The following is a 19,845-nucleotide window of genomic DNA, read 5'->3' on the forward strand; positions in this document are numbered from 1 at the left end:
ATGACTGCGTCCGAAACCACGATCGCATTCAGGCGACCGGTGCTGCTTGTGTGCGGGTGTTTTCTGTTTCTCGTGTGTGAACAGGCGCCGCAAGAATCAGCTGCGCGGCCTTTTCGCCAATCATCAAGGTTGGTGAGCAGGTATTGCCTGAAACGATGAAGGGCATGATCGACGCGTCTGCCACCCTTAAGCCTGGCACCCCGTGTACCCGCAACTCGGCATCGACCACCGCGTCTGCGTCCTGCCCCATGCGGCAAGTGCCCACAGGGTGAAAGATCGTGGTGCCGATGCGCGCGGCAGCCTCATAGAGCTCCTGCTCGGTCTGCAACGCCTGACCCGGGAGGTATTCCTCGGGTGAAAAGACTTGCAGGGCAGGGCTGGCCACGATGCGGCGGGTCATGCGAATGGCATCTGCCGCGACCTTTAGATCATCGGGGTGGCTCAGGTAATTGGGATCGATAAGCGGCGCGTCGTCCGGGTTGGCCGAGCGGATATCAACCCGGCCACGGCTTTTGGGGCGCAAGTTGCACACCGAAGCGGTGAAAGCCGGGAAGCTGTGCAGCGGCTCGCCAAAACGCTCAAGGGACAGCGGCTGCACATGGTATTGCAGGTTGGCCGAAGGTTGATCCGCAGCGGATTTGACGAAAGCCCCCAATTGACTCGGTGCCATGGCCAGTGGACCACTGCGGTCGTAGGCATATCGCAGGCCCATGCCGATCTTGCCCCACAGGCTATTGGCCACCTGGTTAAGGGTGCGCGCCCTGGTCAGTTTGAAGATCAGACGCAGTTGCAGGTGGTCCTGCAGGTTACCGCCGACGCCGGGCAGTGCGTGCTGCACAGTTATCCCCAGGCTTTCCAGGAGCGGGCGAGGGCCGATGCCCGAGCGCTGCAAGATACCCGGAGAACCAATGGAGCCGGCACACAGGATGATTTCGCGACGGGCGGTAAAGGCCTGTTCGATACCTTGCCTGCGGGCGTTGACCCGGGTGGCGCGACCTTGATCAAGTACGACTTTGTCGACCTGCACATCGGTCAATACGGTCAGGTTAGGCCGTTTGAGTACTGGCCGTAAAAATGCCTTGGAAGCATTCCAGCGCACACCGGCCCGCTGGTTAACCTGAAAATATCCACAGCCCTGATTGTCGCCGCCGTTGAAATCGTCAACGGTGGCAATGCCGCTTTGCTCGGCGGCATCACGGAACGCATCCAGAATCGGCCACGAGTAGCGCTGTTGCTCGACCCGCCACTCGCCGTCAGCACTGTGCAAATCCGAGTTGCCGGCAAAGTGTTTTTCACTGCGTTTGAACAGCGGCAGTACGTCTTTCCAGGCCCAGCCCGGATTGCCCAGCTCGGCCCAGCGGTCGTAATCGCTCGACTGGCCACGCATATAAATCATGCCGTTGATCGACGAACTGCCCCCCAGCACCTTGCCCCGTGGATAACTCAGGCTGCGGCCTTGCAAACCGGCCTGGGCCTCGGTTTTGAAGCACCAGTCGGTACGCGGGTTACCAATGCAATAGAGGTAGCCCACGGGGATGTGAATCCACGGGTAGTTATCCTGGCCGCCCGCTTCGAGCAGCAGCACGCTATGACGGGGATCGGCAGACAGCCGATTCGCCAGCACTGAACCCGCAGGTCCGGCGCCCACCACGATAAAGTCGTACACCTTGCTGGCTGATGTCATGCATCACCTTTTTATTGTTCTTGTCCTGCACCATCGTATTGATTAATTCCGAGTTTGAAACGCGTGATTTCGCCCATGGCTTGTGCGTTTTTGCACTGCCCCCTCAAAAGTGCCGGGACGGGTATTGCGCTTCCCCAACTGCATGACCCGCAAAAGTCGCTGCAACCCAGCGACTGGATACTGGATACTGGATCAGCACCCGGTGCACCTTGCACAAATCTGTAAGGCTGCGGGTAGTGGGGATGTTTGCTGGAATTCTGTGTAACTGAGCATGGACTGTTATTGGCGCCACAGGATTTTTTCCCATAAAAAAAGCCAACGCTAAGCGTTGGCTTTTTTTGTACTGCTCGCTACACCATCAGAAGTCCAGGTTGGACACTGCCAGTGCGTTGCTCTCGATGAATTCACGGCGCGGTTCTACGGCGTCGCCCATCAAGGTGTTGAAGATCTGGTCGGCACCGACCGCGTCTTCGATGGTGACTTTCAGCATGCGACGCACGCTTGGGTCCATCGTGGTTTCCCAGAGCTGATCCGGGTTCATTTCGCCCAGACCTTTGTAGCGCTGGATGGTATGACGCTTGGTGCTTTCGGCCATCAACCAGTCCAGTGCTTCCTTGAACTCGGTCACGGCTTTTTTGCGCTCGCCACGCTGGATGTAAGCGCCTTCGTCCAGCAGAGTGCTGAGTTGAGCGCCCAGGGTCACAACGGTTTTGTAGTCGTTGCTGCCGAAGAAGTCACGGTTGAAGGTGATGAAGGTCGAGTGGCCGTGGGAGATCAGTTCGACTTCCGGCAACCAGACATTACGCTCGCGATCTTCGCGCAGGCTGGCCTTGTAGACCAGACCCGACTTCTCGACCAGACGCAGGCGGGCTTCGTATTTCACCATCCACTCCTGCATGGCAGCGTGGTCACCCAACTGCTCGAGGGTAACGGCCGGCAGGTAGATGAAGTGCTCGGTCAGCTCCTGTGGGTACAGGCGCGACAAACGCTTGAGCGTCTTCATTACCATGCGGAAGTCGTGTACCAGACGCTCCAGCGCTTCTCCGGAGATGCCAGGGGCATCTTCGTTCAAGTGCAGGCTCGCATCTTCAAGGGCCGACTGGGTCATGTACTCTTCCATGGCCTCGTCGTCTTTGATGTATTGCTCTTGCTTGCCCTTTTTCACTTTGTACAACGGCGGCTGAGCGATGTAGATGTAGCCACGCTCGATCAGTTCCGGCAGCTGACGGAAGAAGAAGGTCAGCAGCAGGGTACGGATGTGGGAACCGTCGACGTCAGCATCGGTCATGATGATGATGTTGTGATAACGCAGTTTTTCGATGTTGTACTCGTCGCGGCCAATACCGCAACCCAGTGCAGTGATCAAGGTGCCCACTTCTTGCGAAGAGATCATCTTGTCGAAACGCGCTTTCTCAACGTTAAGAATCTTGCCTTTCAACGGCAGGATCGCTTGGGTACGGCGGTTACGTCCCTGCTTGGCGGAACCGCCAGCAGAGTCACCTTCCACGAGGTACAGTTCGGACAGCGCCGGATCTTTTTCCTGGCAGTCGGCCAGTTTGCCCGGCAAGCCTGCGATGTCGAGCGCGCCTTTACGACGGGTCATCTCACGGGCTTTACGTGCTGCTTCACGGGCACGTGCCGCGTCGATCATCTTGCCGACGATCAGCTTGGCTTCGTTCGGGTTTTCCAGCAGGAAGTCGGAGAAGAAGCGGCCCATTTCCTGTTCAACAGCGGTCTTCACTTCAGAAGAAACCAGCTTGTCTTTGGTCTGGGAGCTGAACTTCGGATCCGGCACTTTCACCGAGATGATCGCGGTCAGGCCTTCACGGGCGTCATCACCGGTGGTGGCGACCTTGTGCTTTTTGGCCAGACCTTCTGCTTCGATGTAAGTGTTGAGGTTACGCGTCAGGGCAGAGCGGAAGCCCACCAGGTGCGTACCGCCATCGCGCTGCGGAATGTTGTTGGTGAAGCACAACAGGTTCTCGTTGAAGCTGTCGTTCCACTGCAGGGCGATTTCTACGCCGATGCCGTCTTCACGTTGAACACTGAAGTGGAACACCTGGTTGACCGGAGTCTTGTTGGTGTTCAGGTAATCGACGAATGCACGCAGACCGCCTTCGTACTTGAACAGCTCTTCTTTACCGCTGCGCTCATCCTTGAGGACGATGCCGACACCGGAGTTCAGGAAGGACAGTTCACGAATCCGCTTGGCCAGGATGTCCCAGCTGAAGTGGATATTTTTGAAGGTCTGATCAGACGGCTTGAAATGGATCTGGGTGCCGGTGGTCTCGCTCTCGCCAACGATAGCCATCGGAGCTTGAGGCACGCCGTGAACGTAGGTCTGTTCCCAGATTTTGCCGCTACGACGTACAGTCAGTACCAGCAATTCGGAAAGGGCGTTTACAACAGACACACCTACACCGTGCAGGCCGCCGGATACTTTGTAGGAGTTGTCATCGAATTTACCGCCAGCGTGCAGCACGGTCATGATGACCTCGGCTGCAGAAACGCCTTCTTCTTTATGCACATCTACCGGAATGCCGCGGCCGTTGTCGCGCACGGTGATGGATTCATCCGGGTGGATGGTGATGGTGATGTCGTCGCAATGGCCAGCCAGCGCTTCGTCGATGGAGTTGTCGACTACTTCGAACACCATGTGGTGCAGACCGCTGCCATCGTCGGTGTCACCAATGTACATACCGGGACGTTTGCGTACGGCATCAAGGCCTTTCAGCACTTTAATGCTCGTTGAGTCGTACGTGTTTTCTTCGCTCAATGCCTTCACTCCCGATGGTCGTGGGTCTGGGTGATACAGCCCTGTTCCACGTGGAACAGGGCAACTGGCGTTTCCGTCTGCCAGCCTTCCCTCAATAATTCGTGATCTACACAGGTAATAAATACCTGGCAGCGTAAGTCTTCCAACAAGCGACACAAGGCGTTGCGATGTTGCTCGTCCAGCTCGGACGGCAAATCATCCACCAGATAAATACATTGGCCGCGTCGGGCCTGGCTAACCAAGTGCCCTTGAGCAATACGCAATGCACAGACCACTAACTTCTGCTGCCCCCGCGACAGGATCTCTGCTGCGTTGTTTGAGCCCAACTTAAGGCGCAAATCAGCACGTTGTGGTCCGGCCTGGGTGTGACCCATTTGCTGGTCCCGGTGGACGGACGCGGCGAGTACGGCACTCAGCTCACGGTCTTTGTCCCAACCACGGTAATAGCTCAGCGTTAAGCCTTCGAGTTGTAGCAACTCGCTTAAGGTCTGCTCAAAGACTGGTTTCAAGGCTTTGATGTAGGCGCGGCGGTATTCATCAATTTCGGCACTGGCCAGGCACAGTTCCCGGTCCCAGGCCGCTTGTGAAACGGCGTCGAGTGTACCATGCCGCAGCCATGAGTTCCGCTGCCGCAGGGCCTTCTGTAGCCGCTGCCAGGTCGACATGAAGCGCGGTTCCACATGGAACACACCCCAATCGAGAAACTGCCTGCGGATCTTGGGGGCGCCTTCCAGCAAGCGGAAGCTGTCCGGGTTGATCAATTGCAGCGGCAGGATCTCGGCCAGCTGCGCCGCACTGCGTGCGTTCTGGCCGTCGATCCGAATTTGAAACTCCCCTTGCCGGTCCCGGGAGATACCCAGCGCGCTGTGCCCGCCCTCAGCCAGCTCGACCTGGCCAAAAACTGTACAGCTCTGTTGCTCGTGGGCAATTACCGGATTGAGCCGCACGCTTCGAAACGAACGCGCCAGCCCCAACAAGTGAATGGCTTCAAGCACGCTGGTTTTTCCGCTGCCGTTGGCGCCGTACAAGATATTGATGCGGGGGGAAGGGGAGAAGGTCACCGGGTGCAGGTTACGCACCGCGGTGACTGTGACACGACTGAGGGACATCTAGCTTGGGCTGTGCATAAGTTACAGGCGCATCGGCATAACAACGTAGGCCGAGTCGTCGTTGTCAGACTCTTGCACCAGGGCACTGCTGTTGGAGTCAGACAGGATCAGTCGCACTTGTTCAGTGGTCATTACGCCCAGCACGTCCAGCAGATAGCTTACGTTAAAGCCGATTTCCAGCGAGCCGCCGTTGTAGTCAACGCCCACTTCTTCTTCCGCTTCTTCCTGTTCCGGGTTATTGGCCTGAATCTTTAGCTGGCCATTGGCCAGTTGCAGGCGGATACCACGGTATTTCTCGTTGGACAGGATCGCGGTACGGCTGAACGCTTCACGCAGTGCCTGGCGATCACCAATCACGATCTTGTCACCGCCTTTGGGCAGCACACGCTCGTAGTCCGGGAACTTGCCGTCTACCAGCTTGGAGGTGAAGGTGAACTCGCCGGTGGTGGCACGGATGTGGTGAGCACCCAGAACGATGCTGACTTCACCATCCGGTTCGGTCAGCAAGCGCGCCAGCTCAAGGATACCCTTGCGCGGGACAATCACCTGGTGACGGTCCGGCTGGCCGATATCGGCTTTCATCGAGCACATGGCCAGACGGTGACCGTCAGTGGCCACGGCACGGATGATGCCGGCCGATACTTCCAGCAGCATGCCGTTGAGGTAGTAACGCACGTCCTGCTGGGCCATCGCGAAGCTGGTGCGCTCGATCAGGCGTCGCAGTTTGCTTTGCTGCAAGTTGCAGGTCAGCGAACCCGGGCCTTCTTCTACAGTCGGGAAATCGTTGGCTGGCAAGGTGGACAACGTAAAGCGGCTACGCCCGGCCTTGACCACCAGCTTGTTGTCGTCGAGCTTGATGTCGATCAGGGCATCGTTGGGCAAGCTTTTGCAGATATCCATCAGCTTGCGAGCAGGCACGGTGATTTCGCCTGGCTCAGCCGGCTCTTCCAGCTGTACCCGACCGACCAGCTCGACTTCAAGGTCGGTACCGGTCAGCGACAGTTGCTGGCCATCGACAACCAACAGCACGTTGGACAATACCGGCAAGGTCTGGCGGCGTTCAACAACGCCTGCGACCAGTTGCAGGGGTTTCAACAGGGCTTCGCGTTGAATGGTGAAATGCATGGTCTAGTCCCTTGCCTTAATAAGCTGCGCTGGTGTCATCAGGTTGTCAGAGTTCGCAGCAGGTTCTTGTAGTCCTCGCGGATGTCCGCGTCGGATTCCTTGAGTTCGTTGATCTTGCGGCATGCGTGCAAGACCGTGGTGTGATCGCGACCGCCAAACACGTCGCCGATTTCCGGCAGACTGTGGTTGGTCAGTTCTTTGGACAGTGCCATGGCGACCTGACGTGGTCGCGCCACCGAGCGCGAACGGCGCTTGGACAGCAGGTCCGAAATCTTGATCTTGTAGTACTCGGCCACTGTGCGCTGGATGTTATCCACAGAGACCAGTTTGTCCTGTAGCGCCAGCAGGTCTTTAAGGGATTCGCGAATCAGCTCGATGGTGATGTCACGGCCCATAAAGTGCGAGTGAGCGATGACACGCTTGAGCGCACCTTCGAGCTCACGCACGTTGGAACGAATGCGCTGGGCAATGAAGAACGCTGCGTCGTGAGGCAGGTCGACCTTGGCCTGATCGGCTTTCTTCATCAGGATCGCGACCCGGGTCTCAAGCTCCGGCGGTTCAACAGCAACCGTCAGGCCCCAGCCAAAGCGCGACTTGAGACGCTCTTCAAGACCTTCAATTTCTTTCGGATAACGGTCACTGGTGAGGATGACTTGCTGGCCGCCTTCAAGCAGGGCGTTGAAGGTATGGAAGAACTCTTCTTGCGAGCGCTCTTTGCGTGCGAAGAACTGAATATCATCGATCAGCAAGGCGTCCACCGAACGGTAGAAGCGCTTGAATTCGTTGATTGCGTTGAGCTGCAAGGCCTTGACCATGTCAGCTACAAAACGCTCGGAATGCAGGTACACGACCTTGGCATTCGGGTTCTTCTTCAGCAGGTGGTTACCCACCGCGTGCATCAAGTGAGTCTTACCCAGGCCAACGCCGCCATAAAGGAAGAGCGGGTTGTAACCGTGCTTGGGGTTATCCGCCACCTGCCACGCCGCAGCGCGGGCCAGTTGGTTGGACTTGCCTTCTACGAAGTTTTCGAAGGTAAAGGTGCGGTTCAGGTAGCTGGTGTGCTTGAGCGCACCTTCAACCTGAACAGTTCGCTGCTCGGCGCGTACAGGCGCCTGTTGCGAACTGGCACCCGCCATCGGGTCGAAGCTGGCACGCGAAGGTTCTTCGCTTGCTTGAGCCGACTGTTTAGGTGCGGGCGCTGACGCAGGAGCCGAGGCAGTCGGTGCGCTCGCCGGGGCCGGGGCTTGTTGAGAAGCCGCGGCCGCCAGCGGCGCATTGGGTGCTGCACGAGGAGCTGAACTGCGTTTGCTGCCTATTAATAAGGACAACGCAGGCGCCATGCCATTGCTGTGCTCATTCAACAGTTCGAGCAAACGGCTCAGATACTTCTCGTTGACCCAGTCGAGAACAAAGCGGTTGGGTGCATACACACGCAACTCGTCGCCTTCGGCTTCGACCTGTAGTGGACGGATCCAGGTGTTGAATTGCTGGGCAGGCAGTTCATCGCGCAAAAGCTCTACGCACTGCTGCCAAAGTTCCACTGACACGGATATCCCCTAAGTTGAAAGCCGGTGAGGCAAAAACAGGCGCCATTGTAGCGAGCACTCGCCCACTTATCCACATGTAGGTTGCCTGCCTATAAGGGGAGATTCGCCTTTTTGCTGTGAACAAAGCGACAAATGGTATGTGCATAAGGTCTGTGGATAAGCGGGCCTAAGCTCGTTGCACAAGTGGGGTCGAAACTCTGTGCATAACTGGCCTGTGGATAAATAGCCCTTTCGTGCACAGCTTATCCGAGGGTGCAGCACAGGCAGAGCACGGCTTCTCGACAGTGTTGTCATCCTCTGAGAACGTTGATTTATCTAGCCTCGAGCGAGTTATCCACAGAAGATGGCTTCCCTAAGTTTAATAAGCTTTATAAAAGAGCTTTAAATACTTCGTTTCTTTATTTTTATAGTTGGCTGGTGAAAGGGCTGTGCAAAAGGCCAAACATCTATTTAGCAGTAAACGTTGGTTGGAAATTGACCTATCGGCTTGCTTTCTCTAGAATCGCCGGTCTCTTAAAACGGGGGCCATTCCGGCCCGTTGTGGACGAACCAGGTAGCACGACATGAAACGTACTTTCCAACCAAGCACTATCAAACGCGCCCGCACTCACGGTTTCCGTGCTCGCATGGCAACCAAAAACGGCCGTGCAGTCCTGTCGCGTCGCCGCGCCAAAGGCCGTGCACGTCTGGCAGTTTGATAATCAGACAATGGTGGTGAGTCAGGACTTCAGTCGGGAAAAGCGGTTACTCACTCCCCGACATTTCAAGGCAGTCTTTGACTCCCCCACCGGCAAGGTTCCGGGGAAAAATCTCCTGCTCCTTGCGCGCAGCAACGATCTCGATCACCCCCGTTTGGGGTTAGTGATCGGTAAAAAGAGCGTAAAGCTCTCCGTTGAGCGCAATCGCCTTAAGCGTTTGATGCGTGAATCGTTTCGTCTCCACCAGGATTTACTGGTTGGTTGGGATATCGTTATCGTCGCGCGCAAAGGTTTGGGTGACGTAGAGAACCCCGAATTGATTCAGCATTTCGGCAAACTCTGGAAGCGTCTGGCCCGTAACGCGCCAGTTCCAGCGGTTAAAACCGAAACTGTAGGGGTAGGCAGTCCTGATGCGTAAACTGGTGCTCGTTCCGATCCAGTTTTATCGTTATGCCATTAGTCCTTTGATGGCCAGCCACTGCCGTTTCTACCCCAGTTGTTCCTGCTACGCGTTGGAAGCCATCGAAAATCATGGCGTTCTTCGCGGCGGCTGGCTGACCTTTCGTCGTTTAGGTCGCTGTCACCCGTGGAATCCCGGTGGTTACGACCCGGTTCCACCTATCCCTACCTCCCGTTCTTCTTCGATGGCCGAGTAATCATGGATATTAAACGCACGATCCTGATCGTCGCTCTAGCAGTCGTGTCCTACGTTATGGTCCTGAAATGGAACCAGGACTACGGCCAAGCTGCACTGCCGACTCAGAATGTTGCCGCCAGCAGCACCACCGCGCCGGCTTTGCCCGACACGGCTTCAGGTAACAACGCTTCCAACAGTGCCGATGTACCCAGCGCCAATGGCGATACCAGCACACCGACTGAAACTCCGGTTGCTGCAAGCAAAGATCTCATCCACCTGAAAACGGATGTTCTGGACATTGCGATTGATCCACAGGGTGGCGACATTGCCCAGTTGCGTCTGCCGCTTTATCCGCGCCGTCAGGACCACCCGGATGTTCCTTTCCAGTTGTTCGATAACGGCAACGAACGCACCTATCTGGCTCAAAGCGGCCTGACAGGTGTTGATGGACCGGATGCCCGCCCTGCAGGTCGCCCGGTTTTCAGCACAGATAAAAAGACTTATGAACTGGCTCCAGGCCAGGATCAGTTGGTCGTTGACCTGAAATTCAGCGAAAACGGGATCAACTACATCAAGCGTTTCACGCTCAAGCGTGGCCTGTACGATGTTCAAGTCAGCTATTTGATTGATAACGAGAGCGGCAAGCCGTGGAACGGCAACCTGTTCGCGCAATTGAAACGCGACAACAGCTCCGATCCTTCTTCCAGCACCGCCACCGGCACTGCGACTTACCTGGGCGCCGCCCTGTGGACAAGTTCTGAGCCGTACAAAAAAGTGTCGATGAAAGATATCGACAAGGGCCAGCTGAAAGAAACCGTTCAAGGTGGCTGGGTTGCATGGCTGCAACACTACTTTGTAACCGCGTGGATTCCTCAGAAGGGTGATTCCAACGTAGTTCAGACCCGTAAAGACAGCCAGGGCAACTACATCATCGGTTTTACCGGTCCAACCTTGACCGTTGAGCCGGGCAAAACAGGCGAAACCAGCGCTACCTTGTACGCCGGTCCGAAAAGCCAGGGTGTGCTCAAAGAGTTATCCCCAGGCCTGGAACTGACTGTCGACTACGGCATCCTGTGGTTCATTGCCCAGCCTATTTTCTGGCTGCTGCAACATATCCACAGCCTGGTAGGTAACTGGGGCTGGTCGATCATTTTCCTGACCATGCTGATCAAGGGGATCTTCTTCCCTCTGTCGGCCGCCAGCTACAAGTCGATGGCCCGCATGCGCGCTGTGGCACCAAAACTGGCCGCTCTGAAAGAGCAGTTCGGTGATGATCGCCAGAAAATGTCGCAAGCGATGATGGAGTTGTACAAGAAAGAGAAGATCAATCCGCTGGGCGGCTGCTTGCCGATTCTGGTGCAGATGCCGGTCTTCCTGTCCTTGTACTGGGTACTTCTGGAAAGTGTTGAAATGCGCCAGGCGCCGTTCATGCTCTGGATTACCGACCTGTCGATCAAGGACCCGTTCTTCATTCTGCCGATCATCATGGGCGCAACCATGTTCATCCAGCAGCGTCTGAACCCGACTCCTCCGGATCCGATGCAGGCCAAGGTGATGAAGCTGATGCCAATCATCTTCACCTTCTTCTTCCTGTGGTTCCCGGCTGGTCTGGTGCTGTACTGGGTTGTGAACAACTGCCTGTCCATCGCCCAACAGTGGTACATCACACGTAAGGTCGAAGCTGCTACCAAAAAAGCAGCCGAGTAACTTACTCTGGTGAGCACCACTCAAAACGCCCCCTAGTGGGGCGTTTTGCTTTCCATCACTTTTGTTTTGAGGCCTGTTTTATGAGTGTTGCTGCTGAAACCATTGCCGCTGTGGCAACTGCCCAAGGCCGAGGTGGTGTGGGTATCGTGCGTATCTCCGGCCCGCTCGCAAGCATCGCAGCCAAAGCATTCAGCGAGCGCGAATTGAAGCCGCGCTACGCCCACTACGGTCCGTTTTATGGGGAAAACCGCGAAGTACTCGATGAAGGCATCGCGCTGTACTTCCCGGGCCCCAACTCTTTTACCGGCGAAGACGTGCTGGAACTGCAAGGTCACGGCGGCCCCATTGTTCTCGATATGTTGCTGCAACGCTGTATTCAACTGGGTTGCCGCCTGGCACGCCCGGGCGAGTTCAGTGAACGCGCATTTTTGAATGACAAGCTCGATCTGGCCCAGGCCGAAGCCATTGCCGACCTTATCGAGGCCAGCTCTGCACAGGCGGCACGCAATGCCTTGCGCTCCTTGCAGGGAGCGTTTTCGCAGCGTGTGCATAACTTGACCGAACAATTGATCGGTTTGCGCATCTACGTCGAAGCTGCGATTGATTTTCCGGAAGAGGAAATCGACTTTCTGGCCGATGGCCACGTGCTGGGGATGCTCGACAAGGTTCGCCAAGAGTTATCCACCGTGATGCGCGAGGCAGGCCAGGGCGCATTGTTGCGGGACGGCATGACAGTAGTGATTGCCGGCCGGCCCAATGCAGGAAAGTCCAGCTTGCTCAACGCACTGGCCGGACGCGAAGCCGCAATTGTTACTGAAATTGCCGGCACCACCCGTGACGTATTGCGTGAACATATCCACATCGATGGCATGCCGTTGCACGTGGTAGACACTGCAGGTCTGCGCGACACCGATGATCAAGTCGAAAAAATCGGTGTACAACGAGCCCTCAAGGCCATTGGTGAAGCTGACCGGGTGTTGCTGGTGGTGGATGCGACTGCACCAGAGGCTGATGACCCCTTTGCCCTGTGGCCCGAGTTTTTGCAGCAGCGTCCGGACCCGGCCAAAGTAACCTTGATCCGCAACAAGGCTGACCTGACCGGAGAGGATATTCGTCTGCAGGTCTGTGACGATGGCCACGTGACCATCAGCTTGAGTGCCCGCTCCACAGATGCCGGAGATGGCCTCGAGTTGCTGCGCGATCATCTCAAGGCCTGCATGGGCTACGAGCAGACCTCTGAGAGCAGCTTCAGTGCACGCCGTCGTCACCTGGAGGCATTGCGCCATGCAAGTGATGCCCTGGAGCACGGCAGGGCACAGCTGACCCTGGCGGGTGCTGGTGAGTTGCTGGCGGAGGATTTACGTCAGGCCCAGCATTCCCTCGGCGAGATTACCGGGGCATTCAGCTCGGATGATCTGCTGGGACGGATCTTCTCCAGCTTCTGTATCGGTAAATAGACAAGATCCCTGTAGGAGCGAGCGGTTAAAAGATAGCGAGCAAGCTCGCTCCTACAGTTTTCGGTATAGTTTCCATTCCCCACATCCACAGAGGTGTTAGTCCAATGCGTCATTGATGCCGCCGCGATTCTTGCGGCCAGTTCTTATTCCCCTCACAGCAGGGGCAGTTCTGGGCATCTTTGGAGTGCATATGACTCACGTTCCCTATGTGACGCTGGAAAGCGTTTCTTATCAGCTACCCGACGGTAGCCCGCTGTTTTCTGACCTTGATTTGCACCTCGACCAACGCCCCACAGGCCTGATCGGGCGCAATGGCGTGGGCAAAAGTATCCTGGCGCGTCTAATCGCAGGGGATCTCTTGCCTGCCTCAGGTCGCTGTCTGCGCAACGGATCGGTGTATTACCTGGCACAGCAAGTCAGCCTTGAATCAGAGCGGACCCTGGCCGATCTGGCAGGCGTGCAGCCCATCCTCTGTGCCCTTGAGCGTATCGGGCAAGGCAGCACTGCCCAAGCGGACTTTGACTGCGTAGGAGAGCAGTGGAACATTCGTCAGCAATTGCTCGACCAGCTGCAGCAAAACGGACTCGCCCACCTGAATCCTTCGACCCCTGCTTCGGCGCTCAGTGGTGGCGAAGCCATGCGCGTAGCTTTGATGGGCGCTTTTTTGTCTGAAGCCGACTTTTTGATACTGGATGAACCCTCCAATCATCTCGATCGTCAGCACCGACAGGCTTTGTATCAACAACTGCAACGTTGGCCCGGCGGTCTGCTGGTGATCAGCCATGACCGCGAATTGTTGGAGTGCATGGAACGCATCGTGGAACTCTCATCCCTGGGACTCACCAGCTATGGCGGCAATTTCTCGTTTTATGCACAGGCCAAAGACCAGCAGCAACAGTCGGCCCTGCAACGACTGGAATCAGCCAAGGTTGAACGCAAACGCGAGGAGCATGCCCTGCGTGAGCAAAGGGAGCGCCTTGAGCGCAGGCAAGCCCGAGGCAAGCAACAGGCCAGTGGCAGTAACCAGGCGAAGATCCTGCTGGATCGGCAAAAGGAACGCAGTCAGACCAATAGCGGCAAACTGCGGCTGCAACAAAACGCTGCACATCAGGCCTTGTCTGCCAAGGTCCACCTGGCTGCAAGCCAGGTAGAAGACCAACAGAGCATTTTTGTGTATCCACCTGTACGCAGCCAAAACGTACCTTTGCAAATCGCAGAGCTGATAGATGCCCGTTTGCCCCGGGGGGCTGAGCCTCTGCAGCTGGTCAACCTGACCCTGAGTCGGGGCCAGCGAGTCGCCCTTGTGGGGCCAAACGGTTGCGGCAAGTCGACCTTGCTCAAGGTTTTGGCCGGGCAGCTTCCTATCATATCGGGCCAGGCTCACACCTTTGTGACAGCGGCTTATCTCGACCAGCATCTGACATTGCTGGAGCCCGGGCTGTCAGTGCTTGAGCAATTGCGCGCTCTGAACCAGGAGCTCAATGACAGTGAATTGCGTACGCGGCTGGCGCAATTAGGCCTTGACGCTAACCAGGTAAACCAGACTTGTGCACAGCTCAGTGGGGGTGAGCGGGTGAAAGCGGCAATGGCATGTGTGCTTTATGCACAACAGCCAGCACAGCTTTTATTGCTGGATGAACCGGCCAATCATCTCGATTTGCCCTCTATCCGGGCCCTGGAATCGATGCTCCAGCAGTACCGGGGGACTTTGATCGTGACCTCCCACGATGAAGCGTTTGTGGACGCTATCGGAATTACCCACAGGCTTGAGGCCTCGACCTCAGGCTGGCTGAATATCTCCGTCTGAAGGGGTTAATTTCAGGCATTTTTCGCTTTACCCAGCTACCGATCGTCAGGCCGCTTGATGAAACAGCCATTCGAGCGGCCTTCGGCTGCCTGTTTATTGGCTGGATTGCACAATAAACATGAAATAAGCCCTGTGCATAACCGCCCCTCAGCTCGGTGGGTAAGTAGGCCTGAAAACTGAAGATAACCACCCCTGTGGATAAGAGAGGTCTTTATCCACAAGCTTAAAGCACTTATCCAAACCCCTCATTGGCACCTAACCACAGATTTTTGAATCTCTGTACAGTATGAGTTTAATGGCCTTCAGCAATCTATCCACAGATAGGTCGCTCAGTAGTAATAAACATAAAAACAAAGCTTTATAAATTTCTTCTCTATTTATTTATCTATCTGGCCTTATCCACAGCTGGTTAAATTTTGTGCAAAGGGTTCTTTAAGAAGGGCGAAGTCCCTATACTTTGCGGTCTATCCAAAAACCCCTAGAAACAGGCACGAGGTGCGTGGTGAATTTCCCTTCCCGTTTTGCAGTGATCGTCATCGGCGGCGGTCACGCCGGAACCGAGGCTGCACTTGCTTCAGCACGTATGGGCGTAAAAACCCTGCTGTTGACCCACAACGTGGAAACCCTCGGGCAAATGAGCTGCAATCCTGCGATTGGCGGGATTGGTAAAAGCCATCTGGTTAAAGAAATCGATGCCCTCGGTGGCGCGATGGCGATTGCCACCGATAAAGGCGGTATCCAGTTCCGTGTACTCAATGGCCGCAAAGGCCCGGCAGTGCGTGCAACCCGTGCACAGGCCGACCGCATTCTGTACAAGGCGGCAGTACGGGAAATTCTGGAAAACCAGCCCAACCTGTGGATATTTCAACAAGCGGCTGATGACCTGATCGTTGAACAGGATCAGGTCCGTGGCGTAGTAACCCAGATGGGTCTGCGTTTCATGGCCGATGCCGTGGTTTTGACCACAGGCACTTTCCTCGGTGGACTTATCCACATCGGAATGCAGAACTATTCAGGCGGCCGGGCCGGTGATCCACCTTCGATCGCCCTGGCACAGCGCCTGCGTGAACTGCCATTACGGGTCGGTCGCCTGAAAACCGGTACACCACCGCGTATTGATGGTCGTTCAGTGGATTTTTCGGTCATGACCGAACAGCCTGGCGATACCCCGATTCCAGTGATGTCGTTCATGGGCAACAAGCAACAGCATCCGGCGCAAGTCAGTTGCTGGATCACCCATACCAACGCCCGCACCCACGAAATCATTGCTGCCAACCTTGATCGTTCACCGATGTATTCGGGTGTTATCGAGGGCATTGGTCCGCGCTATTGCCCGTCCATCGAAGACAAGATTCATCGCTTTGCCGACAAGGAAAGCCACCAGGTCTTTATCGAACCTGAAGGTTTGACGACCCACGAGCTGTACCCGAACGGGATTTCCACTTCCTTGCCGTTCGATGTGCAGATCCAGATTGTGCAGTCGATCCGCGGTATGGAAAACGCCCACATCGTGCGTCCAGGTTATGCCATCGAATACGACTATTTCGATCCCCGTGACCTGAAATACAGCCTCGAAACCAAGGTGATCGGCGGTTTGTTCTTTGCCGGACAAATCAACGGCACCACCGGTTACGAAGAAGCCGGAGCACAAGGTTTGCTCGCCGGCGCCAACGCGGCATTGCTTGCACAGGGCAAAGACAGCTGGTGCCCTCGTCGCGACGAGGCCTACATCGGGGTCCTGGTGGACGATCTGATCACCTTGGGAACTCAAGAACCGTACCGGATGTTCACCTCCCGGGCCGAGTACCGCCTGATCCTGCGTGAAGACAACGCCGATATGCGTCTGACCGAGAAAGGTCGCGAGCTTGGCCTGGTCGACGACGCCCGCTGGGCTGCGTTTTGCACCAAGCGCGAAAGCATCGCGCAGGAAGAACAGCGCTTGAAGAGCACCTGGGTTCGCCCGGGCACCGAACAGGGTGAAGCGATTGCAGCCCGGTTCGGTACGCCTTTGACCCACGAATACAATTTGCTGAATCTGCTGACCCGTCCCGAAATTGATTACGTCGGTCTGATCGAAGTGACAGGGCAGGGTGCAACCGATCCGCTGGTGGCCGAGCAGGTTGAAATCAAGACCAAATATGCCGGTTACATCGATCGTCAACAGGATGAGATTGCTCGTCTGCGGGCCAGTGAAAATACCAAACTGCCTGTGGATATCGATTACACGAACATCTCCGGACTGTCGAAAGAGATCCAGAGCAAGCTGGGTGCTACGCGTCCCGAGACGCTGGGCCAGGCTTCGCGCATTCCCGGTGTGACACCGGCTGCGATCTCCCTGTTGATGATTCACCTGAAAAAACGCGGCGCTGGCCGCAAGTTGGAGCAAAACGCTTGAGTTCGCTGGTTACCGCACAACATGCTGAAGAGTTATCCACAGGTGCACGCCAGCTGGGCGTCGATCTGACCGAGGCCCAGCACCAGCAGTTGCTGGGTTATCTCGCCCTGTTGATCAAATGGAACAAGGCCTACAACCTTACGGCTGTGCGTAACCCCGACGAAATGGTGTCGCGCCATTTGCTCGACAGTCTGAGCGTGATGCCTTTCATCGAAAACGGCCGCTGGCTGGATGTCGGTAGTGGCGGCGGCATGCCGGGGATTCCCTTGGCCATCCTGTTTCCCGGTTCGCAAGTGACCTGCCTGGACAGTAACGGCAAGAAAACCCGCTTCCTGACCCAGGTCAAACTCGAGCTCAAGCTGGATAACCTGCAAGTTATCCACAGTCGAGTCGAGGAGTATCAGCCTGCGCAACCGTTCACTGGAATTGTGTCCAGAGCTTTCAGCAGTATGGAAAACTTCAGCAACTGGACGCGTCACCTTGGTGACAGCGAAACGCGCTGGTTGGCAATGAAGGGCGTTCATCCGGCCGATGAGCTGGTAGCATTGCCGTCTGATTTTCGTCTCGATGGCGAACACGCCTTGACCGTTCCGGGTTGCCAAGGCCAACGCCATCTGCTGATACTGCGCCGCACGGCATGATTGGGAACGCAAGCAAGAATGGCTAAGGTATTCGCAATAGCGAACCAAAAGGGTGGTGTGGGTAAAACCACCACCTGTATCAACCTCGCAGCATCGTTGGTCGCGACCAAGCGCCGCGTACTGCTGATCGACCTCGATCCACAGGGCAACGCCACCATGGGTAGCGGTGTGGATAAGCATGGTCTCGAGAATTCAGTCTATGACCTGTTGATCGGTGAGTGTGATCTGGCCGAGGCCATGCACTACTCCGAACACGGTGGTTACCAGTTACTGCCAGCTAACCGCGATCTGACCGCGGCTGAAGTCGTACTGCTCGAAATGCAGATGAAGGAAAGCCGTCTGCGTACTGCACTGGCCCCGGTCCGTGAGAGCTACGACTACATCCTGATCGATTGCCCGCCGTCACTGTCGATGCTGACCCTGAACGCTCTGGTCGCTGCCGACGGGGTGATTATCCCCATGCAGTGCGAGTACTTCGCGCTCGAAGGCTTGAGCGACCTTGTGGATAACATCAAGCGTATCGCTGAGCTGCTGAACCCGAACCTGAAAATCGAAGGCTTGCTGCGGACTATGTACGATCCGCGTCTGAGCCTGATGAACGATGTCTCGGCCCAGCTCAAGGAACACTTTGGCGAGCAGCTCTACGACACCGTGATTCCGCGCAATATCCGTCTGGCTGAAGCGCCAAGCTATGGCATGCCTGCCCTGGCCTATGACAAAAATTCCCGTGGCGCGATTGCTTACCTTGCCCTGGCGGGCGAGCTGGTTCGTCGTCAACGTCGTACCTCCCGCACTGCTCAGCCAACTTAAGGAAATCCCATGGCCGTCAAGAAACGAGGTCTCGGACGCGGACTGGATGCTCTTCTGAGTGGTCCTACGGTCAGCTCGCTGGAAGAACAAGCGGTCAAGGTTGATCAAAGCGAACTGCAGCATTTGCCCCTGGACTTGATCCAGCGCGGTAAATACCAGCCTCGTCGCGACATGGACCCCCAGGCACTTGAAGAGCTTGCGAGTTCGATCAAGTCTCAGGGCGTGATGCAGCCGATCGTGGTGCGTCCGATCGCTGGCGGGCGTTTTGAGATCATTGCCGGTGAGCGCCGCTGGCGTGCAAGTCAGCAAGCGGGCAAGGACACCATCCCGGCGATGGTCAAAGACGTACCGGATGAAACTGCCATTGCAATGGCGCTGATCGAAAACATCCAGCGTGAAGACCTCAATCCGATTGAAGAAGCCGTGGCCTTGCAGCGTTTGCAGCAAGAGTTCCAGCTGACTCAGCAACAGGTGGCCGATGCTGTGGGTAAGTCCCGAGTGTCTGTGGCTAACTTGTTACGGTTGATTTCACTGCCGGAAGTGATCAAAACCATGCTGTCCCATGGTGACCTGGAAATGGGTCATGCCCGGGCACTCCTGGGTTTGCCTGAAAATCAGCAGGTTGAAGGGGCGCGACACGTTGTCGCACGTGGTTTGACCGTGCGTCAGACCGAAGCCCTGGTTCGCCAGTGGTTGAGTGGCAAGCAAGAGCCTGCCGAACCGGTCAAAACCGATCCGGATATCACCCGGCTCGAGCAGCGTCTGGCCGAGCGCCTAGGCTCTGCGGTGCAGATTCGCCACGGTAAGAAGGGAAAGGGTCAGTTAGTCATTGGTTACAACTCTCTGGATGAGCTTCAAGGAGTGCTTGCTCACATCCGCTGAAACATTTCCTCATGTAGCGCGCAGTCGGAAATCACTACCTGACAGTTGAATAGGGGCTTAAGCGCCCCTATACTCTGCGCGCATTTTGTCGGCACAAATTATGCCAAGTTTTTTTCTTTTGGCAGCCGACCTTTGAGGAGCAGTTGTGATGGAAACCCGCACGCCAAACCGCTTGCCGTTCCATCGCTTGGCGGTATTTCCAGTTTTACTGGCTCAATTTGTCGTTTTATTGCTGGCTGCTCTGGGGCTCTGGCAATGGCATGGAGTCGTAGCCGGATATTCAGGACTCTGCGGAGGCCTGATAGCTTTGCTACCCAATGTGTATTTTGCTCACAGGGCTTTCCGGTTTTCCGGCGCCCGAGCAGCGCAAGCCATCGTCCGGTCGTTTTACGCTGGCGAGGCAGGCAAATTAATTTTGACGGCAGTGCTGTTCGCGCTGACGTTTGCAGGTGTGAAGCCATTGGCGCCGCTAGCTGTATTCGGCGTCTTCGTGCTGACCCAACTGGTCAGTTGGTTCGCTCCCCTGCTAATGAGAACAACACTTTCGAGACCTTAGGGCGTTTGAGGCAA

16 protein-coding genes are annotated in these 19,845 nt (G+C 56.2%); 11 read left to right on the top strand and 5 right to left on the bottom strand.

Annotated features, from left to right (window positions below; genetic code table 11):
* Nucleotides 1-28 precede the first annotated feature (28 nt).
* From EQV90_RS19290 to dnaA, 5 genes are all read right to left on the bottom strand, one after another.
* A complete protein-coding gene (locus tag EQV90_RS19290; RefSeq protein WP_010656724.1) occupies nucleotides 29-1,684 on the bottom strand; it encodes a GMC family oxidoreductase N-terminal domain-containing protein in 1,656 nt (551 codons plus the stop codon).
* Between the two features lie 358 nt (nucleotides 1,685-2,042).
* A complete protein-coding gene (gene gyrB / locus EQV90_RS19295; RefSeq protein WP_003437974.1) occupies nucleotides 2,043-4,460 on the bottom strand; it encodes a DNA topoisomerase (ATP-hydrolyzing) subunit B in 2,418 nt (805 codons plus the stop codon).
* A 5-nt stretch (nucleotides 4,461-4,465) separates the two neighbouring features.
* On the bottom strand, nucleotides 4,466-5,569 hold the full coding sequence (recF, locus tag EQV90_RS19300) for a DNA replication/repair protein RecF (RefSeq protein ID WP_003437976.1): 1,104 nt from the start codon (nucleotides 5,567-5,569) through the stop codon (nucleotides 4,466-4,468).
* 21 nt (nucleotides 5,570-5,590) lie between these two features.
* Nucleotides 5,591-6,694: a DNA polymerase III subunit beta gene (gene dnaN / locus EQV90_RS19305; RefSeq protein ID WP_003437977.1), complete on the bottom strand. Its 1,104-nt coding sequence runs from the start codon at nucleotides 6,692-6,694 to the stop codon at nucleotides 5,591-5,593.
* A gap of 38 nt (nucleotides 6,695-6,732) precedes the next feature.
* Nucleotides 6,733-8,241 carry a chromosomal replication initiator protein DnaA gene (gene dnaA / locus EQV90_RS19310; RefSeq protein WP_003437978.1) on the bottom strand — a complete coding sequence of 503 codons (1,509 nt, stop codon included), beginning with the start codon at nucleotides 8,239-8,241 and terminating at the stop codon, nucleotides 6,733-6,735.
* A gap of 563 nt (nucleotides 8,242-8,804) precedes the next feature.
* On the opposite strand from dnaA, the gene rpmH reads away from it, so the two are divergent.
* The 11 genes from rpmH to EQV90_RS19365 all read left to right on the top strand — a co-directional run bounded on the left by rpmH (nucleotide 8,805) and on the right by EQV90_RS19365 (nucleotide 19,831).
* Complete coding sequence (rpmH, locus tag EQV90_RS19315) at nucleotides 8,805-8,939, top strand: 50S ribosomal protein L34 (protein ID WP_003213577.1); 135 nt, start codon at nucleotides 8,805-8,807, stop codon at nucleotides 8,937-8,939.
* A 16-nt stretch (nucleotides 8,940-8,955) separates the two neighbouring features.
* Nucleotides 8,956-9,357 (top strand): ribonuclease P protein component, encoded by a 402-nt coding sequence (gene rnpA, locus EQV90_RS19320; protein ID WP_029612709.1) that lies wholly within the window; start codon nucleotides 8,956-8,958, stop codon nucleotides 9,355-9,357.
* Entirely contained in the window at nucleotides 9,350-9,595 is a 246-nt protein-coding gene (gene yidD / locus EQV90_RS19325; protein WP_003437980.1) for a membrane protein insertion efficiency factor YidD, read from the top strand. The genes rnpA and yidD overlap by 8 nt, the downstream gene beginning before the upstream one ends.
* A gap of 2 nt (nucleotides 9,596-9,597) precedes the next feature.
* Nucleotides 9,598-11,283, top strand: a complete 1,686-nt coding sequence (yidC, locus tag EQV90_RS19330; RefSeq protein ID WP_003437981.1) for a membrane protein insertase YidC — start codon at nucleotides 9,598-9,600, stop codon at nucleotides 11,281-11,283.
* A gap of 80 nt (nucleotides 11,284-11,363) precedes the next feature.
* Complete coding sequence (gene mnmE / locus EQV90_RS19335) at nucleotides 11,364-12,740, top strand: tRNA uridine-5-carboxymethylaminomethyl(34) synthesis GTPase MnmE (protein ID WP_003437982.1); 1,377 nt, start codon at nucleotides 11,364-11,366, stop codon at nucleotides 12,738-12,740.
* Between the two features lie 190 nt (nucleotides 12,741-12,930).
* Nucleotides 12,931-14,547 carry an ABC-F family ATP-binding cassette domain-containing protein gene (locus EQV90_RS19340; protein WP_240878557.1) on the top strand — a complete coding sequence of 539 codons (1,617 nt, stop codon included), beginning with the start codon at nucleotides 12,931-12,933 and terminating at the stop codon, nucleotides 14,545-14,547.
* Between the two features lie 502 nt (nucleotides 14,548-15,049).
* A complete protein-coding gene (mnmG, locus tag EQV90_RS19345) occupies nucleotides 15,050-16,942 on the top strand; it encodes a tRNA uridine-5-carboxymethylaminomethyl(34) synthesis enzyme MnmG (RefSeq protein WP_010656722.1) in 1,893 nt (630 codons plus the stop codon).
* Entirely contained in the window at nucleotides 16,939-17,583 is a 645-nt protein-coding gene (rsmG, locus tag EQV90_RS19350; RefSeq protein WP_003437989.1) for a 16S rRNA (guanine(527)-N(7))-methyltransferase RsmG, read from the top strand. The genes mnmG and rsmG overlap by 4 nt, the downstream gene beginning before the upstream one ends.
* Nucleotides 17,584-17,601: 18 nt before the next feature.
* Entirely contained in the window at nucleotides 17,602-18,393 is a 792-nt protein-coding gene (locus EQV90_RS19355) for an AAA family ATPase (RefSeq protein ID WP_003437990.1), read from the top strand.
* A 9-nt stretch (nucleotides 18,394-18,402) separates the two neighbouring features.
* Nucleotides 18,403-19,275, top strand: a complete 873-nt coding sequence (locus EQV90_RS19360; protein WP_003437992.1) for a ParB/RepB/Spo0J family partition protein — start codon at nucleotides 18,403-18,405, stop codon at nucleotides 19,273-19,275.
* Nucleotides 19,276-19,423: 148 nt separating this feature from the next.
* Complete coding sequence (locus EQV90_RS19365) at nucleotides 19,424-19,831, top strand: F0F1 ATP synthase subunit I (protein WP_003437994.1); 408 nt, start codon at nucleotides 19,424-19,426, stop codon at nucleotides 19,829-19,831.
* Nucleotides 19,832-19,845: the final 14 nt, after the last annotated feature.

It is taken from the genome of Pseudomonas sp. TMW22089 (genome assembly GCF_022496645.1).
GTDB lineage: Bacteria > Pseudomonadota > Gammaproteobacteria > Pseudomonadales > Pseudomonadaceae > Aquipseudomonas > Aquipseudomonas paraversuta.

Coding starts and splice junctions, on each gene's coding strand:
- EQV90_RS19290 (WP_010656724.1), bottom strand. CDS start 1,684: ATGACATCAGCCAGCAAGGTGTACGACTTTATCGTGGTGGGCGCCGGA.
- recF (WP_003437976.1), bottom strand. CDS start 5,569: ATGTCCCTCAGTCGTGTCACAGTCACCGCGGTGCGTAACCTGCACCCG.
- dnaN (WP_003437977.1), bottom strand. CDS start 6,694: ATGCATTTCACCATTCAACGCGAAGCCCTGTTGAAACCCCTGCAACTG.
- rpmH (WP_003213577.1), top strand. CDS start 8,805: ATGAAACGTACTTTCCAACCAAGCACTATCAAACGCGCCCGCACTCAC.
- yidD (WP_003437980.1), top strand. CDS start 9,350: ATGCGTAAACTGGTGCTCGTTCCGATCCAGTTTTATCGTTATGCCATT.
- yidC (WP_003437981.1), top strand. CDS start 9,598: ATGGATATTAAACGCACGATCCTGATCGTCGCTCTAGCAGTCGTGTCC.
- mnmE (WP_003437982.1), top strand. CDS start 11,364: ATGAGTGTTGCTGCTGAAACCATTGCCGCTGTGGCAACTGCCCAAGGC.
- EQV90_RS19340 (WP_240878557.1), top strand. CDS start 12,931: ATGACTCACGTTCCCTATGTGACGCTGGAAAGCGTTTCTTATCAGCTA.
- EQV90_RS19355 (WP_003437990.1), top strand. CDS start 17,602: ATGGCTAAGGTATTCGCAATAGCGAACCAAAAGGGTGGTGTGGGTAAA.
- EQV90_RS19360 (WP_003437992.1), top strand. CDS start 18,403: ATGGCCGTCAAGAAACGAGGTCTCGGACGCGGACTGGATGCTCTTCTG.
- EQV90_RS19365 (WP_003437994.1), top strand. CDS start 19,424: ATGGAAACCCGCACGCCAAACCGCTTGCCGTTCCATCGCTTGGCGGTA.